Genomic DNA, 14,997 nt, shown 5'->3' on the forward strand with positions numbered 1-14,997 from the left:
GGGAAGCTGCGCCTCTGACCATTTCAATGCGGCTGACCGCTTCCATTGGTGGCAGGTAGTAGGCTTCGTTGTAGCCATAAATATCCGCACTGATGTTGTAGCCGTTCTGGCGGGTGTTCATCTCGATGCTTTGCGTTGGGTTGAGCCCTCGTGTAGCGATGCCGTTGGCGGTAAAGCCGCTGCTTTCCGTTTCCACAATGTTCAGCCCCGGAATGCGACCAAGGATCTGCCGGGTGTTGTTGATGGCTTTGTTCGCATCCAAACTGTCAGTGAGGATCACTTCATTCTTTTTACCAGCGTAAATCACGCCGTCTTTTACCTCCAGCAGATGGCCAACACCATTCACGGTCCGGTAGCCGGTAATGGTTACCGGCTCCAGGCTTTTGGCGGAATCTTTTTGTGCATACAGGGAAAGGCTGCTAACTAACAGGATAACAGCACCAACTGACCTTTTTTTCATGATAGGAACAAAATAATTGGCGCAAAACTGACGGAATTCTCTTGAACGCAGTTTCAAAATCGGGAAATGCTGGCTACGAAATGCGGAAATTTTGCGAGCACTTCACCCTTTCACAAGCCTGCTTTTGTCTAAGAGGTTGGAGAGATCTTTCATGAATATCATGCGGAAATGTGAAAAAACAGACCTTATTGAAAACCACTGTTTCATAAAAAAACATCCGGTATGGGGGCTGCCAGCATAGCGTGTGCTCCCGGGATTGCAGGCATTTTCCGCTTCGTAATTCTTCGCATCGGCAATTGTGACTTTAAAAAGATCGAAGACACGATGGATAAACCCCTCTACGACGAGATGCATGAGCGGCGGCAAACCCGCAAAGCCTGACGTTTGAAGAAACTGCGACAGGCGACTGTTGAACCAGTGATCGGTACCCTCATCAACTTCCTGGGCATGCGACGGGTGAACACCCGCGGGGTCAAACTGGCAAACAAGTGCCTGCTGGTGGCAGCGGTCTGTTACAATCTCATACGACTGCTGTAATGGATAGCTGACGGCACTGAAAACATAAAAAAAACGCTTGTTTGGCTCCTTTTTCTGCTGTGGTTCTTCCTGTTTCCGCAGGATGGGAAAAGCCGCTTAGCGGTAGTGGTGAGTAAATGACGAAACAACGCTAGTTATTGGATACAACTTAACTAAAATAGATTTTAAAACGGAGTTGTGCAATAGCGACCCTCGTTGTGCGATGTCCTATTCGTCCATTCTGGATTTCAGATCCATCCGTTGGTGTAATATTCTTACGATCTCAATGTCACTGGATTTCACTCCTCGGTAGAAAACAATGTGTTTACCAACAGGAAGCCCCAAAATGGCTTGGTCGATTTCATCGTAGTTCTTTCCAAGCGCTGGATTTTGTACAAGGTCTTGAAAAGAGCTGGTCAAAAGTTCATAATATTTGTCAGCCTGGCTATCCAACCAAACTTCATACGTATGTTCCCAAATCTTAGAAAGGTCTTCAACAGCCTTGTTGGTGAGTAAATACCTAGCCATTTCGTTTCTTCCTGGCTTTTAAACTTTCCAGATGCTTTTTCGGATCGAAATTTCTCGAAATGCCACTCTCTATTCCCTCTTGAATCGCGCCTTTTACAGCCGCAATCTTGTTTTCTTCCTCTTCCAAAAGTCGCAGTCCGGCACGAAGGACCTCACTGGCATTTTTATACCGACCTTCGGCAATTCTGCTTTCAACAAAATCTTCAAAATAGTCTCCTAAAGAAACAGAAGTGTTTTTCCCCATCGTCAACATTTTTGATCGAAGTTACCAATTTTTGGTAATGGCAGGCTTAGGATTTCGCCCTGCAAGTAGTTGACTAACCTGAATTTACCTTCGCAAGAGATTGACTAGTGGTTTCCGCATTTCGTGTAGTTCTAACCATCGGCAGCACCAAGAAGGCTGTCCCAGGTTCTATTGAAGTTCCGCCTTCCCAATTTGTGGAGGCAGAATAGAGAAAGCCAACCTTCGATACAACGTAGGTTGGCTTTCTTCATCTACCGATGAGTGGACTGAAGTGCTAAAAACCGTTACGCTGCACCTTGCCCCGCAACTCTAGAACGATACATTCACCAAGCACTTAAACAAATAAAACGTGATAACAAATTTTTTAAAATACGATCTTGCTTACATCTTCCCATGTGCTCTTCGATGCCTCGAACCACAAGTTAGAACGGCACATTTGAAGGAATCGAATCCAGACTATAATATTGATGGCGGAGCTTATCTCCTTTGATCGTTACGATACGAAAACCTGAAGGATCCTTTCCTAAAGGTTTGCCTACCGGACCTGTAGTGATCATTTCAATATTTTCTGCCTTTCCAAATGCGTTACGATGATAATGCCCAGCGAAAATGTGACGGATACCATGGGCTTTAAACAAGTCCAGATATTTTTTTCTTGTGGATAACGGAATATTAAAATACTGATCTGCCTCCTGCTCTTCCTTCAAAAAAAAAGGATGATGAAGGAAAACGATAATGTGCCGGTACCTTTTTGCCGCTGCTTCTTCTAAAGTAGTCCTCAACCATTTTTCCTGTTCCAGTGCTTGCTCAGGAACATGTTGAGGCGCCTGTAGATACAACGAGTTGAGCACAATACCGAGCATGGAACCGTGCGTAAAGGTGTAATAGTCCGGTCCAAAATTTTTTTTGTAAGCAGCAATATCGGAAGGAACAGGCATATTTTGAACATCGTGGTTTCCTGGCACACTATACAAGGGAACACTGGCGCTAAGTTGACTGGAAATTCGTTTGTATTCGGCTATTTGTGTGCTGTCAGAGGGCTTATTCACCAGATCGCCAGTAACAACGACGAAAGCTGGCTTTAAACGGTTGGCTTCCGCAATCGCCTTGGTGTAACGTAGGGTTTCCTCTTCAAAGGATTTATCTTCATTGAACATTCCAAACTGCGGATCGCTCATTTGAATAAAGTAAAAAGCATCTTGACTCCGTCTTAGGGTTGCGCAACTACAGAGCGTTGCGCAAAGTACCAGAATCAAGACATTGCGAAATGACAACATGTTTATCCCTTTTTATTTTTCCAAAAATAGACGCATAACAAACAAGGAGAACGATCATTGCTTTCAATACATACTTAATTCTTCAGCCAATTTTTAAATGTGAACTCCCCGCTAAACCGAACATTGCTAAAATAAAGAAATAGAGAAACATGGATACTTGAAGAGTGCAGGATTGCCATGAAAATGAACCTACGCCGAAACACAGAAAGAGAGCCTTTGCCCGGATGGCCGCCACAGACAAGGGTTTCAGCGGAAAAGAAAATGAACAACTCCTCAAAAGTGGATGCGACTAGTTCGCCCGGTGTCACGTTTTATATTTTGCACGTGTATTTTATTGGCCATCGAACACCTACATGGAAAGTTCGAGCTCCCCAGTTGTCACACAGGTAGTTTCACCAACAGACAATCCGTTGCACGGCATGTAATTTAAAAAAGTAGACAAACTCAGCTGAAATTAGTTGATTTCAGTAAAGCGACACTACACTAGTAAAAATCAACGTTGACAATGCATTCATAAGATCAGTCCATTCGGGGATTGGATGCAAATAATTTACAATTAATTCATCTTTTGGTAATGATTTAATAACAGTGGAGATTGACCTTTTTGTGCTTTCCAGCCCCTTCTCATGAAGGGTCGTCACAAAACCATGTGGATTTTTAACTTATAATCTGTGTTACATGTCAAGGATACTGTTTGTTTACTTACACGATTCCTCCAGAAGCCAAATGGCAGAAGCCTTTTTAAACCTTTTTGGAGAGGGAAAGTTCGAGGCAGAAAGCGCCGGCCTTGAAAAAGGAACCCTCAGCCCTCATGCGTTACAAGTCATGCAGGAAATTGGCATTGACCTCAGTCGGAATGAACCGAAGGAAATCTTTGAGCTCTTTAGACAGGGACGGCATTACAACGCTGTAATTTCATTGTGTGATCAGACAAACGGTGAAAAGAGTCCTTTATACCCCGGCATGACCCAAAGGATCAGCTGGTCATTCTCCGATCTTTCCCGTTTTACAGGTACAGAAGAAGAAATTCTTGAAAAAATCAGAGCAGTACGAGACGGAATAAAAGAAAAAGTGTTGGAATTTATTGAGCAGGCAAGCGATACAACCTTTTGGTTAACCGAGCAATTGAGAAATTAATTAGCCACAACAAAATGCATAAGTTAAACCTATCAATCACAGCAAGAGATTGAATACGATAGACAGGTTTGACCTCTGCTCCAATTCAACATGAATGGCAGAATCGAGCGCTTCGACCGACGACCATTCGTAAGCAATCAAATTTTTGATTTTTCAGTTTGTAAAGTTGATTGCACGAACCTCGTAAAATATGCAGGCCGGCTGTTATACCGACACCTTAAAATGTAACAACCAAAGTTCAGGAAGTAAATAAAACCGTTCTATATTACGGGTACATCGAAGCAACTCACGTTGCAAACACATGACCAGTATAGCGAACGAATTTTGTTTTCAACACCCGCCGAAATCCTAAAACAGCCCAATTTGAAAAACTTGCAGATTTACCGGTCACTTCAAAAGCCGGCGAACAATACATGGTTCCATTATGGAAGCAATACGATCCTTCGCAAGTCGCCAGAAGTCAAAAAATCTAATCTGTACTTTACGAAAAAAGCAGGGAGATGATCTCCGTCCAGTAAATTTCCATTGTCGACAATAATCCTGTAAACGGTATCCTTTGCTGTTTCCTCCTTTTGCATTGTCTCAACATACCATTGGGCAAACTGGCTATTCAACAAACCCTCCTTAACATTTGCCGGTAAATGCCTTGACTTTCGTATAGTTGTCTCTGTCCTGATCCATTCACCGTCGCTATGAAAACTGGCAATAGTGTTATGATTGTTGTATGTTACAAGCGTCGTATAGACACTGTCTTTAAACAACCACCTACGCACCGGAACAGCGGGATACAGCGTTGCAAATGCTTTCTCTACTTTATCTGGCAGATTTGCGGTACGCAACTGAGCGCTACAAGAATTCACTAATACCAATGCAGAAAAAAAAGTAAAAAATAGCTTCATCCTCTTTTTTTGTTTACTGAGTAATAAGCGGACATGCCCATCGGCTTTAGGCAATTAGCCCTGTGTGCCCTTGCACCTGCGATTTATTGAATAAAGAGACCATATGAAATTTGCATACGCTTGCAAAAAGGCTGGCAAGCAGTCTAGTTCAAAACCAAAATTTAAATTAGCCGAAAGAGAACATCTATGGAATGCGTCTCGTTGTTTCCTGGTTGTAAAGATGTTTTTGGCATGTGACCAAATCGTAAAACTGATGTTACGAAATTGTTAACGCCTAATATTCATAGACTTAACAACTTCTATCGAAAAAGCAATGGTACAAAGCAGGTGTACCTGTCTAGTTTTTCCAACTGATTTAATCTTCTATCATTAATGGCTTATCCCTACACAAGCACATACCCTAACCACTGATTGTGGCTTGTTTTGACCTTTAAGAAAAAGGGAAAGCAGCGATAGCCACTGATCTCGTTTTATAAGAATGGTAGCCTCCGTCAAGACTTTCCTAAGGTGTGCTTTTTGTTGGGAGAACGACGTTGTCTTTGATCATGAATTTTACCAGCGATGCGATTGCCTGGAAAACCTGCTGGTTGCGCAGGTGTATCAGGTGGCAGTGGTCATGCCGATCGAGGGAGTGGCAGTTTTGGTAGTCACATACGAGAGATAGGAAAAAAATAGCGAACGACATTTTTGGATGTCCCTTTCAAAACGCTGATCCTGGATCGCAATTTCGCGTGGTGGAGAAAACAATAGGCTTTTAGGGCTGTAGCGTAGAACAAATGCTGGCCAAGGGCAAATATCCTTTCTGCAAAGGATGAAAAAAACGGATCCATTGTTTAAAAGAATCGACTTGGACAGAAAGCACGAAACAGCCTTTATTGGTGCAACATCAACGTACATTTTTCCTGAATACGTCCTCCGGTGTTTAACAATTAAAATGTTATGTGCATCTGACTAATCGATGATTTCATCCGACCAGTGTTTTTCAGGCCCTTCAACCTCCTTGTTCAATGTCTGCTCCAAATCACGCCTGTCCTTTTTGTTCCGGATAATTAAGAACAGAATCAAAGCAAGGGCAAGGACGATAATAAGGATGATTTCGAGTGTGTATGACATAAACCAATATTGAACAGTGATGACTTTCCGTCGCTCTGTGAACTTCTCCCGGTTTGGTCCGACGATCCATCCGAAGCATTCCCTTCAGGCTTTGCTTTTGAATTGCCACACAAAATTTAAACATTTCTGAGGGTCCAAACAAAAGAAAGCTCGCCTTCCTCGATTGACCTTGAAAACAGGGTCACCATTCCTAATAAAACCCTGAGGGGCATTTCTCAAACGCACGCTTAAAATTTCATCAATGCTGTTTTGAGCTTGTCCTCTCTTCCGAGATAACCGGAGGCCAACCTCAGGTGGCCGTAGCACCATGCCGTGGCATCTTGGCCTCCCCTTTTCCATATTCATAAAACGCAGCCTTGTAGTGCGAAGCGAGAGAATACGAATAATAAAAGACAAAAGCTGTTATGTGTCTCGAACCAGTGAAGGTGGTGCAGATATTGGATTTTCGCATCGCCGCTGCGAATGTAATCGTGCGATGTGAAAAGAAGACGAACATTAAAATACAAAGTTGTTAATGAACGCTTTTTACTACGGTCGCTAAATTCGATCACTCCCGGGCAAGAAATCAAATCAAACTACCTTTTTCAGCAACTGTTGCTGCTGCAAAAAATGCTGATACCAGAAGCCCGATGATTTCACGATGCGCCGTTGCGTGGAATAGTCAACATACACCAAGCCGAAACGTTTACTGTAGCCTTCCGCCCATTCAAAATTATCGGTAAAACTCCAGGCAAAATAACCGCCGACCTTCACCCCTTCCTGTTTAGCCCGTAGTACCTGCTCAAGGTATTGCTCGTAAAACTGTATGCGGCCGTGGTCTTCCACGTGACCATCTTCCAGTCTGTCGTTGAAGGCAGCACCATTTTCGGTGATGATGATTTTCTTTACACCCGGATAACTGTTGAAGCGCTTCAATACGCGGTAAATGCCTTCAGGATAAATCTCCCAGTCCATCGCGGTGGTGGGCATACCTCGTTTGCTGCCTTTTACCAGGCGGGCATTGAGATAGGGCATGATCGTGCTGAAACGGACCACCTCCCTGGTATAGTTTTGCAGGCCGATAAAATCCATTTCCGTTTGGAGCAATTTTTCATCGCCAGCTCGCATGTATTTCTCCACCCCCTGCAGTACCTTCAGTTCTTGCCAGGGATAGCCAAGGCCCAACAGCGGTTCTACAAACAAGCGATTACTTAACACATCCACCCGTTGTGCGGCATCAACTGAAAATTTGAGATTGTCAATTGGATCAACCGGAGCACAGGAAAAGGTGGTACCCACCTGCAGGTTACTATTGATGGACTTGATAACGTTCGCACCAAGGGACTGGCTGAGCGCTGCATGATGAACCGCAGGCAGAAAATTGTTTAAGCCCTTTCTTCCCGGTGCATGCAATCCCAGGAAGTAACCGGCGCCGGTGAAGGCCATGGGCTCGTTCAGCACCATCCAGTTTTTCACTCTGTCGCCAAAGCGGTGAATGCAAAGCGCCACATATTCTTCAAACCAACCAATAATGTCGCGATTGGTCCAGCCGCCTTTTTCTTCCAGCGCCTGCGGCAGGTCCCAGTGATAAAGGGTGACCCATGGTTCAATGCCGCACTCAAGGCAAAAATCAATGAGGTGGTTGTAAAACTCGAAACCCTTTTCATTTCGCTGTCCGCGGCCCTCTGGCAGAAGGCGAGACCAGGAAAGTGAAAAGCGAAAATTGCGGATGCCTAAAAACTCCATCAGGATAATGTCCTGGATGTAGCGGTGATAAAAAGAAGTCGCGTTGTTGGCATTTTCACCGCCTTTAATCTTGCCTTTGCGGCTTGTGAATACATCCCAAATGGAAAGACCTTTGCCGTCCTCCGAATAGGCGCCTTCCGTTTGGTACGCAGACGACGCCACCCCCCAGGTAAAATCATCACCAAAATCACTGCTATGTAATCCCATACTAGGTCTTCAACTGGTAAAAGATTTTTTTCAATAGAAGGTTCCTGAATTTAGAGAAGGTGGAGATAGAATATTCTGGCATTCTCTGCTTCAGGTTACCCCCTATTTCGTGCGAAATGATCTGATCAAGTATCCACTCGGTCTCGTTGGGAATGTCAATCAGGATCTTCGCTTCGCTTTCCATCCAGGTTTTTATTTTTTTGAATTGTTTTGGCTTGATGTTTTTCAACACCGGAATACCCAGTAGCTTCAATGCGGCGGCATTGCACTGTTGTTCGTATTGGCCTTTCATCGGAATTGCCAGCAATTTCTTATTTAGAAAAATGGCTTCCGAGGGAGTTTGAAAGCCAGCGCCGCAAAACACACCGGCCGAGGACACCATGCTTTTCACAAAGGCTTCGCTGGTCACGGGCAGAAAAGAAATGTTATCGTACTCATAGGGCATCACGCATCGCTTGGAGAAGACCTCCCATTTTTGTTGAGGAAATTGCGTCAGCAGCTTAATGATTCGTTTGTCGCTATACGCAGGAAGATAAACGGTATAGTGCACACCGTTTGTTACGACAGCTTCGCGAATTTCTTTTCGGATGATGGGTGTAAAAATATTTTTATTATATGGCACGAAGTGAAAACCATACTTCACCGGCGTGGGTGCGTAATAGTTTAATACAGCCTGGCCGATCAGGTCAACCTTTTTCGGTTTAGGACTTTGTTTGTTCACAACCGCCGCCTGATGGCTAAAGCCAATGCAGGACTTACCCTTCAGGAGACAGGCCCAGGCACTCACCGGTTCAAAGTCGGAAAAGACAAGGTCATAGTCTTCAACAGGCAGTGAGTTAATTTCATTAAAAAATGTTTTCAGCCTTGCTTTCTTGTAGGTCTCCAGGTAATCGATACCGCCTTTTTTGCCAAAGACAAAACCCAATCCATGGAGGCGGTACTTTACCTCGAAAGGCAGTTGAACGTCCACTTCCGTGCCGCTGATCAAAATGTCAACATCTGCCCGCTTCATGAGGTAAGGCAAGACTTCCAGCGCAACAGTGAGATGGCCGTTGCCTGTGCCCTGTATGGCGTAGAGAATCTTCATAGATAGAATAAGGGTGGCCAGGCGGGTGTTCGCCGACCATGACCTAATACCAAAACAACGAACTGCTTATTAGCCGAATGTTACCGAAGTGTTATACATTTGTTATGGTATAAGAACACTATTTTTCACAACTAGATGACATTACCATAACATTTTGGTTATACAGCACAACCATCTTTGTCAGGCAGTCAATTAAGCAAATCAATCGAAGCGTATCTTCTCATGTCGTAGCCCGGCTGTTTTTACAGCGGGGCTTTTTTTCCTTGCAAGCCGTTGCAACAAACAAGACAATGAAAAATTGCCGCTGCTATTACCGTTGGCTTTGGCTTACCGGGGATGAGCCAGCTCAACGCTCTGTTGTGCATTAATGCCTTTTCTAAATAAAGATTGAAAAAAAGCTCTTGTATATTTTGCCTGCACGTTGAAAAAGCCTTTGGCGTTGTAACGGCGTGAGGAACTTTTTACCGTGATCTTTCGTGTAAAAAGAATATGACCGTAACGGCTCACCTTTAACGCAATGTCCACGTCATCACCATAAAAACAAAGCGCGGTGTTGTAGCCGCCTGCTCTTTCCAGGATAGCTGCATGAATGAAAACATTACCCCCGATAACAACACCGCCCTTGCGGAACACTTGCACGATTGTATTGAGTGGCTGCAAAACGAGTAACTGGCTAAAATAAGTGAGTGTGCGAACAAGGAACTTCCCATCAAAATAATCATACGGGCCGGCAACGGCGGCAATGCCCTTCTGCTGCAACAATTTTACACCGTTGCTGATCCAGTTGGGGGACGGCAGGCAATCGGCATCCAATTGTGCGATTATTACACCAGTTGCATTCTTCCGGCCGCACTCCCTGGCAAACTGCGTTCCCTGACGCCCCTCATTCAGTAGCCTGAACTTGAACGTAAGATGATTGCGGTAAATAAAGGATCTCACCACTTCGGCCGTGCGGTCGGTGGAGGCGTTGTTGATGATAAGCACTTCACAATTGGTGTAATCCTGCTGCTGCAAGGCTTCCAATGTTTTGAGGATGTACTTTTCTTCGTTATAGGCCGGAACAAGCACGGAGACTTTCGGCGTTGCGTTTTCCATGGTTTCTATTTTTCGTTGGTAAGAGTCAATGTTTCGAAAACAGGCGTAGAAAGGGCTTTGTCACCAGCGGCCGTACGGATTTCTGCGCCGGGCAGAAAAACAGGTTTGCCGATACTGCGGTTGCTGCGGAAATCTTCACCCAGCAAGAAAGCAACGGTGGCAGCCACCTGGCTTTGATAAACCGTTTTGATGCCCTTCATCTCGCCAACTGGCAAAATGTTTTTGCCCAGCAAGGCCAGCCAGATTTCGCCGGAACCCGGCACGAACGTGTGATGTTTCACCCACTTCTCCCTGCGGCCGCGGCCATGATCCGTGGAGATGAGAAAAGTGGTGTTGTTCTTGTAGAATGGATCGGTCTGCACAGCATACCAGAGCTCTGCGATCATCTTGTCCACATTGGCAAGCTGCTGCAGGTACAGATCATACCGGCTTTTATGCGCAAATTCATCGGTTTCACCGAGGGCTAAAAAAACCACCCGGGGGTGGTGCAGCCGGATGTACTCCCTGGCGTTGAAAAAGGTCAGCAGGTCGTAGCGCGTCTTGTCTTTATGCGCAACACTGTCCTGCACCTTATTGGCAAGCCGAATGCTTTCCGCCGTATCGCTCAGCACTGCATAGCCGCTGTTTTGCATCATGGTGTTGCGCCGGCTGTTCAGGATAAAGGGAAAAACATTCCATGAGGTAAACGCCGCAACGCGGTTTCTGTACTCCGGCAAACCGTTCAGGTATTCAAGCACGCTGATGTTCCGGTTGTATTGCGGCGCATTAAGGATAGGCAATGGGTCGGGGTAGCCCGTCAGCAATTCGTTGTAACCGGGATAGGAAATCTTGTATATGTTTTTCACATTGACCTTGCTTTCTATTGTCCGGTTGCCGTAAAGCTGCCCTTGTTTGGCAATTACGTTCCAGAAAAAAGGCATGAGCCTTTTGCGCCGCTCTTCCGGCGAGGGATCCCAGTAGAGTTGACAGGAAAGCGCCGTATCCTGTACAAACCCTGTGTCGTGAAGAAGGGCCGAGTCCGCGCCATTGAAGATTTCCTGCCACCGGGTGCCGTCGGTGGTGATGATAAAAATGTTTTCTGCTTTTTGTGCCTGAACCCTTGTGCCCAACAAGATAAGCAAAATCAAAACGCACATTCCAGTTTTCATAACGAGAGGTTTTGCAAAGAAACCACCGCTATATTTCCGCAGGATGAAGCGAAGTTTACGTTCATGTTACGAATGGAGTCATACCTGCAACGTCTACATGTTGTTGACAAAACCATCATTTTGCCGTAACGATTTATTCATTTTGATAATAGAACTTGACACTCCAATATTTTCGGTATGAAAAACGTCATACATGTTATTAAGCTTGCTATTTTCCTGCGTTACTTCCGCCAGTAAAATCTCGCTCTGAAGACAGGTGGACAAGCATCTATGAAATGTAGGGATCAAGGCCTAATGGCCAGGCCGGGGCTATTTCTTACTGGTGAGCACATTAATTTCCGAAATGTCCATCTGGTGTAGGAAAGGTTCAGGCTTCCGGATGCTTTTAAAACAATTCAGCGCAAGAATTTCATCACTAAATTTCTCCACGACCAACTCGACATTAAGATCAAGGTAAACAAACGACAACATTTCGGTGTTTTTGATTTGCAAACCAAATCAAGTGGAATGCCGTTAAAGCTCAGCTCTTCCATCTGATGTACTTCCGGAAGAGACTTGAAGCGGTGGAAGGTGAACATGCTAAAGGGTGTAATGGTTGAAAAACAGGCTTGCCAACAGCGCCACTGTGTAAAATGTGAGCCAGGAACAAAAACGAAGCAGGTCCTGAAAAGACATGTCAGCAGACGGTGCAGTTGATTGTTGAACATGCACAAAACGAACCATCGCTTGTGAAGCCAACTTTACCCAAGTGCAAACTTTCAATGAAGCCTGTGTCGGCTTTCTTCTTCACAACCAATGCATTCACCAAAGTCAAAGATTTGTCTCAGGTACTTTTCCGATCCCTCTCATCTTTCCACATTATCTTATTGTTAACTTTCCGTAACTTCCAATAAGTGAAAATGCCGCCCACAATATTGCTAACGTTCCTTTTTCTTTTTACGGCCTTGCAGCCGTCAGAGGCGCAGTCCAACTCAAGGGTGGTCGATTTTTTTAGTGTTACCTTTTCGCTTCCCGCTACTTACAAAGCGGCTCCCTTTGAAAAATCCCTGACGGCTGCTGCCATCCGGGAGTATATCAGTGGTATGGACACGGCCTCACTACGCCCCTACCTGACAGCCTTGCTCCAGTACAAGGAGCAGTACAGCCCCGATGACTGGCTATACTATCAGCTGGTGCGCAAAGTAGCCGAAGCCATTGTTCCCAAAAAAGAAAATTACGACCGCTATACCTTTCACAAATGGTGGCTTTTGACCAAATCAGGTTACGACGCGAGACTCGCCATTTCAGACACGTTCCTTCTATTTTATGTACAGAGCAACGAGAAGATTTACAACATTCCATTCCGGATGATGGACGGCAAACAGTTTGTCTGCCTCAATTATCACGATTACGGTTCGATTGATTTTGACAAACATCATTTTTCCGATGCCACACCGTTTATCAACTCAAGTGCAAGACCATTTTCGTATAAGATCAATCACCTGCCGGATTTCAGACCGGCCGACTACACTGACAAAGAAGTGGCGTTTTCAGATGGCTTCCGCGAGTTTTCCTTCCACATCAAAATCAATCAGCAGGTCAAGCAACTTTTTACCAATTACCCAGTGGTCGATTATTCCCTGCAGTTCAACATGCCGCTCAGTAAACCCACCTATGAGTCCCTGGTTCCCGCGCTGAAACGGCAGCTAAAGGGATCAAAGCCAAAAGACGGTGTTGAATTCCTGATGCAATTCACCCGCTATGCTTTTTCGTATAAGCCGGACACTGAAATATTTGGCGGCGAAAAGCGGCTGTCGCCGGAACAAACGCTTTTGTATGATTACAGCGATTGTGAAGACAGGGCAGCGTTATTCTTTTTCCTTGTAAAAGAGCTTTACAACCTGCCCATGCTGGTGCTCACCTATCCGCAGCATGTAACGGTTGCCGTGCAGTTTGACAAAGCCTATGGGAACACGATTGAGTTCGAAGGAAAGAAATACTCCTTGTGCGAACCCAGTCCGCAGACAACAGATTTACGCGTTGGACAGGAGATGCCTGCACTCCGGAAGCAAGCCTACGAGATTGCTTATGCCTACAGTCCTCATTGATACATTCGCACCATCTGTGCAGCCATGAAAAATGGCGAAGTTTGACTTCGCCATTTTCAATGAAAGAAAAAATTTCTTACTTATTCCAAACAGTCCAACCGGCAGTCCAGTCATTATTTGGGTCTACAGCCCCTCTGAAACTCACTTTTTCAAAGAACGTGTCGCTCAACGTTCCAAAATCAAACAAGGCTCCGGCTAATAATGGTGAACCGGCAGCAGGCTTCAGATTTGGCGTACCGTTGTTGAATGGATCGGTAATCTTTGCATCGGCAGCAGTTGAAATAACGGTAGACTTGTATGCTCCTGTTGTTTGAGCGGTAACAGAGGCGAGGTCGTAAGTGGTGCCACCAGCCAGCGCCAGCCCTGATTGTACATCAATTGGATTGATGACCGCTTGTACCAAGCTGTTGTAAAAGGCACTTGTTCCTCTTACATAAGCGGCGACCGTTGAATCTTCCTGTAGACGCAGACCGCCTTTTTGACCGCCAACCACCACAGAGTTAGCCAAAATGAATTTGGCACCTCTTCTCCAACGCATACCCCAACCATAATCTGCCGATGTACCGGTTGCGCCGTTCGGACCGATGGCTGTAAAATTTGAAAGTACAGGGAAGGTAATTGGCGTACGGGTCAAGAGGAAGCCGTTGCTCGGGTTTACATTATCCACTTCAAAGTTGTTTGATACATCGCCAGTCGTGCCCTTATTGTCCGTGAATTTTGGATCCTTAATAGAAATACCAAATTGGATTTTCCCCCTATAGCCGTCGTCCATATCAAAATCATCATCTGCACTGTTGTAAGCGATCAGGTGTTTACAATTAACAGTGCCGCCGAAAAATTCATAAGCATCATCCAAACCTCTTACCACCTCCACATAATCAATCGTGGTTCCGCTGCCCACAGCATATAGCGATAAGCCATTGACTTCATCACCGGGGTTTACAGCTTTACCGGCATACTCGATGCGTACATAACGTACCACGCCGGAATTATGCGCATCGTTGGTGCCACCGAAAGCACTGAAGGCAGGATCCAAACCGCCTTCCATGACGGAGTGGTTTCCGTTCGAGGTAGCCTGCCCGGCAATCACCAAGCCACCCAGGTCACCAGGTTGCGGATTGGCTTCAGCCGAGGTAAAGACAATCGGGCTGCTGGCTGAGCCATCGGCCATGATTTTGGCATCACGATAAATCACCAGGACACCGGCAGAGTCCCTATTCGAAACGATTTTGGTACCCGGCTCAATGGTCAGGGTAGCGCCGCCAGTCACATAGACATAACCACGAAGACGGTACACATAATCCTTTTTCCAGGTCGTGCTGGTATTGATGGTACCTCGTACGTCAATAGTGCTGCCCACTGCGGGAGTGTTGCCAGTCGGGACTGTTTGATCATCGCTTTTCTTACACGAAGCCAGTGCGATAATGCTGGCAAAGGCAACGGACAAAGTAAGTCTGTTCATCATAAAATTTTA

General features: G+C 45.4%; 15 protein-coding genes. 4 read left to right on the forward strand and 11 right to left on the reverse strand.

What is annotated here, in order from left to right; genetic code table 11:
- Positions 1-460, reverse strand: a 460-nt coding sequence (locus D6024_RS25165) for a TonB-dependent receptor plug domain-containing protein (protein ID WP_162945019.1), incomplete at its 3' end; no start/stop codon positions are given.
- A gap of 222 nt (positions 461-682) precedes the next feature.
- Here D6024_RS25165 and D6024_RS26940 point away from each other — a divergent pair.
- Together D6024_RS26940 and D6024_RS25170 are read left to right on the forward strand one after the other, a co-directional pair.
- Positions 683-841: a hypothetical protein gene (locus tag D6024_RS26940; RefSeq protein ID WP_162945020.1), complete on the forward strand. Its 159-nt coding sequence runs from the start codon at positions 683-685 to the stop codon at positions 839-841.
- A gap of 3 nt (positions 842-844) precedes the next feature.
- Positions 845-997 carry a transposase gene (locus D6024_RS25170; protein ID WP_121357594.1) on the forward strand — a complete coding sequence of 51 codons (153 nt, stop codon included), beginning with the start codon at positions 845-847 and terminating at the stop codon, positions 995-997.
- 207 nt (positions 998-1,204) lie between these two features.
- On the opposite strand, the gene D6024_RS25175 is transcribed toward D6024_RS25170, so the two are convergent.
- From D6024_RS25175 to D6024_RS25185, 3 genes are all read right to left on the reverse strand, one after another.
- Entirely contained in the window at positions 1,205-1,504 is a 300-nt protein-coding gene (locus D6024_RS25175; RefSeq protein ID WP_121357595.1) for a type II toxin-antitoxin system RelE/ParE family toxin, read from the reverse strand.
- Entirely contained in the window at positions 1,497-1,748 is a 252-nt protein-coding gene (locus D6024_RS25180) for a type II toxin-antitoxin system ParD family antitoxin (protein WP_121357596.1), read from the reverse strand. Before D6024_RS25180 ends, D6024_RS25175 begins: the two co-directional genes overlap by 8 nt.
- 422 nt (positions 1,749-2,170) lie before the next feature.
- A complete protein-coding gene (locus D6024_RS25185) occupies positions 2,171-2,926 on the reverse strand; it encodes a metallophosphoesterase (RefSeq protein WP_205573372.1) in 756 nt (251 codons plus the stop codon).
- A gap of 777 nt (positions 2,927-3,703) precedes the next feature.
- On the opposite strand from D6024_RS25185, the gene D6024_RS25190 reads away from it, so the two are divergent.
- A complete protein-coding gene (locus D6024_RS25190; protein WP_121357598.1) occupies positions 3,704-4,162 on the forward strand; it encodes an arsenate reductase ArsC in 459 nt (152 codons plus the stop codon).
- Positions 4,163-4,584: 422 nt separating this feature from the next.
- Here D6024_RS25190 and D6024_RS25195 read toward each other — a convergent pair whose 3' ends face one another.
- From D6024_RS25195 to D6024_RS25220, 6 genes are all read right to left on the reverse strand, one after another.
- A complete protein-coding gene (locus D6024_RS25195; protein WP_121357599.1) occupies positions 4,585-5,061 on the reverse strand; it encodes a PepSY-like domain-containing protein in 477 nt (158 codons plus the stop codon).
- A gap of 951 nt (positions 5,062-6,012) precedes the next feature.
- Positions 6,013-6,174 (reverse strand): hypothetical protein, encoded by a 162-nt coding sequence (locus D6024_RS26945; RefSeq protein WP_162945021.1) that lies wholly within the window; start codon positions 6,172-6,174, stop codon positions 6,013-6,015.
- Positions 6,175-6,744: 570 nt separating this feature from the next.
- Positions 6,745-8,106, reverse strand: a complete 1,362-nt coding sequence (locus tag D6024_RS25205) for a GH1 family beta-glucosidase (RefSeq protein WP_121357601.1) — start codon at positions 8,104-8,106, stop codon at positions 6,745-6,747.
- Between the two features lies 1 nt (position 8,107).
- On the reverse strand, positions 8,108-9,193 hold the full coding sequence (locus D6024_RS25210; RefSeq protein ID WP_121357602.1) for a glycosyltransferase family protein: 1,086 nt from the start codon (positions 9,191-9,193) through the stop codon (positions 8,108-8,110).
- Positions 9,194-9,520: 327 nt separating this feature from the next.
- A complete protein-coding gene (locus tag D6024_RS25215) occupies positions 9,521-10,288 on the reverse strand; it encodes a glycosyltransferase (protein WP_121357603.1) in 768 nt (255 codons plus the stop codon).
- Between the two features lie 5 nt (positions 10,289-10,293).
- Complete coding sequence (locus tag D6024_RS25220; RefSeq protein ID WP_121357604.1) at positions 10,294-11,436, reverse strand: alkaline phosphatase family protein; 1,143 nt, start codon at positions 11,434-11,436, stop codon at positions 10,294-10,296.
- Between the two features lie 899 nt (positions 11,437-12,335).
- Here D6024_RS25220 and D6024_RS25225 point away from each other — a divergent pair.
- A complete protein-coding gene (locus tag D6024_RS25225) occupies positions 12,336-13,523 on the forward strand; it encodes a hypothetical protein (RefSeq protein ID WP_121357605.1) in 1,188 nt (395 codons plus the stop codon).
- Positions 13,524-13,599: 76 nt separating this feature from the next.
- On the opposite strand, the gene D6024_RS25230 is transcribed toward D6024_RS25225, so the two are convergent.
- Positions 13,600-14,988 carry a hypothetical protein gene (locus tag D6024_RS25230; protein WP_121357606.1) on the reverse strand — a complete coding sequence of 463 codons (1,389 nt, stop codon included), beginning with the start codon at positions 14,986-14,988 and terminating at the stop codon, positions 13,600-13,602.
- Positions 14,989-14,997: the final 9 nt, after the last annotated feature.

It is taken from the genome of Flavisolibacter nicotianae (assembly GCF_003628535.1).
Classification (GTDB): Bacteria; Bacteroidota; Bacteroidia; order Chitinophagales; family Chitinophagaceae; genus Flavisolibacter; species Flavisolibacter nicotianae.

Bases quoted from the DNA above. Each gene is read 5' to 3' on its own strand.
- D6024_RS25215 (WP_121357603.1), bottom strand. From the start codon at position 10,288: ATGGAAAACGCAACGCCGAAAGTCTCCGTGCTTGTTCCGGCCTATAAC.
- D6024_RS25225 (WP_121357605.1), top strand. From the start codon at position 12,336: ATGCCGCCCACAATATTGCTAACGTTCCTTTTTCTTTTTACGGCCTTG.
- D6024_RS25190 (WP_121357598.1), top strand. From the start codon at position 3,704: ATGTCAAGGATACTGTTTGTTTACTTACACGATTCCTCCAGAAGCCAA.
- D6024_RS25175 (WP_121357595.1), bottom strand. From the start codon at position 1,504: ATGGCTAGGTATTTACTCACCAACAAGGCTGTTGAAGACCTTTCTAAG.
- D6024_RS25230 (WP_121357606.1), bottom strand. From the start codon at position 14,988: ATGATGAACAGACTTACTTTGTCCGTTGCCTTTGCCAGCATTATCGCA.
- D6024_RS25205 (WP_121357601.1), bottom strand. From the start codon at position 8,106: ATGGGATTACATAGCAGTGATTTTGGTGATGATTTTACCTGGGGGGTG.
- D6024_RS26945 (WP_162945021.1), bottom strand. From the start codon at position 6,174: ATGTCATACACACTCGAAATCATCCTTATTATCGTCCTTGCCCTTGCT.
- D6024_RS25195 (WP_121357599.1), bottom strand. From the start codon at position 5,061: ATGAAGCTATTTTTTACTTTTTTTTCTGCATTGGTATTAGTGAATTCT.
- D6024_RS25185 (WP_205573372.1), bottom strand. From the start codon at position 2,926: ATGAGCGATCCGCAGTTTGGAATGTTCAATGAAGATAAATCCTTTGAA.
- D6024_RS25180 (WP_121357596.1), bottom strand. From the start codon at position 1,748: ATGGGGAAAAACACTTCTGTTTCTTTAGGAGACTATTTTGAAGATTTT.
- D6024_RS25210 (WP_121357602.1), bottom strand. From the start codon at position 9,193: ATGAAGATTCTCTACGCCATACAGGGCACAGGCAACGGCCATCTCACT.
- D6024_RS25220 (WP_121357604.1), bottom strand. From the start codon at position 11,436: ATGAAAACTGGAATGTGCGTTTTGATTTTGCTTATCTTGTTGGGCACA.
- D6024_RS26940 (WP_162945020.1), top strand. From the start codon at position 683: ATGGGGGCTGCCAGCATAGCGTGTGCTCCCGGGATTGCAGGCATTTTC.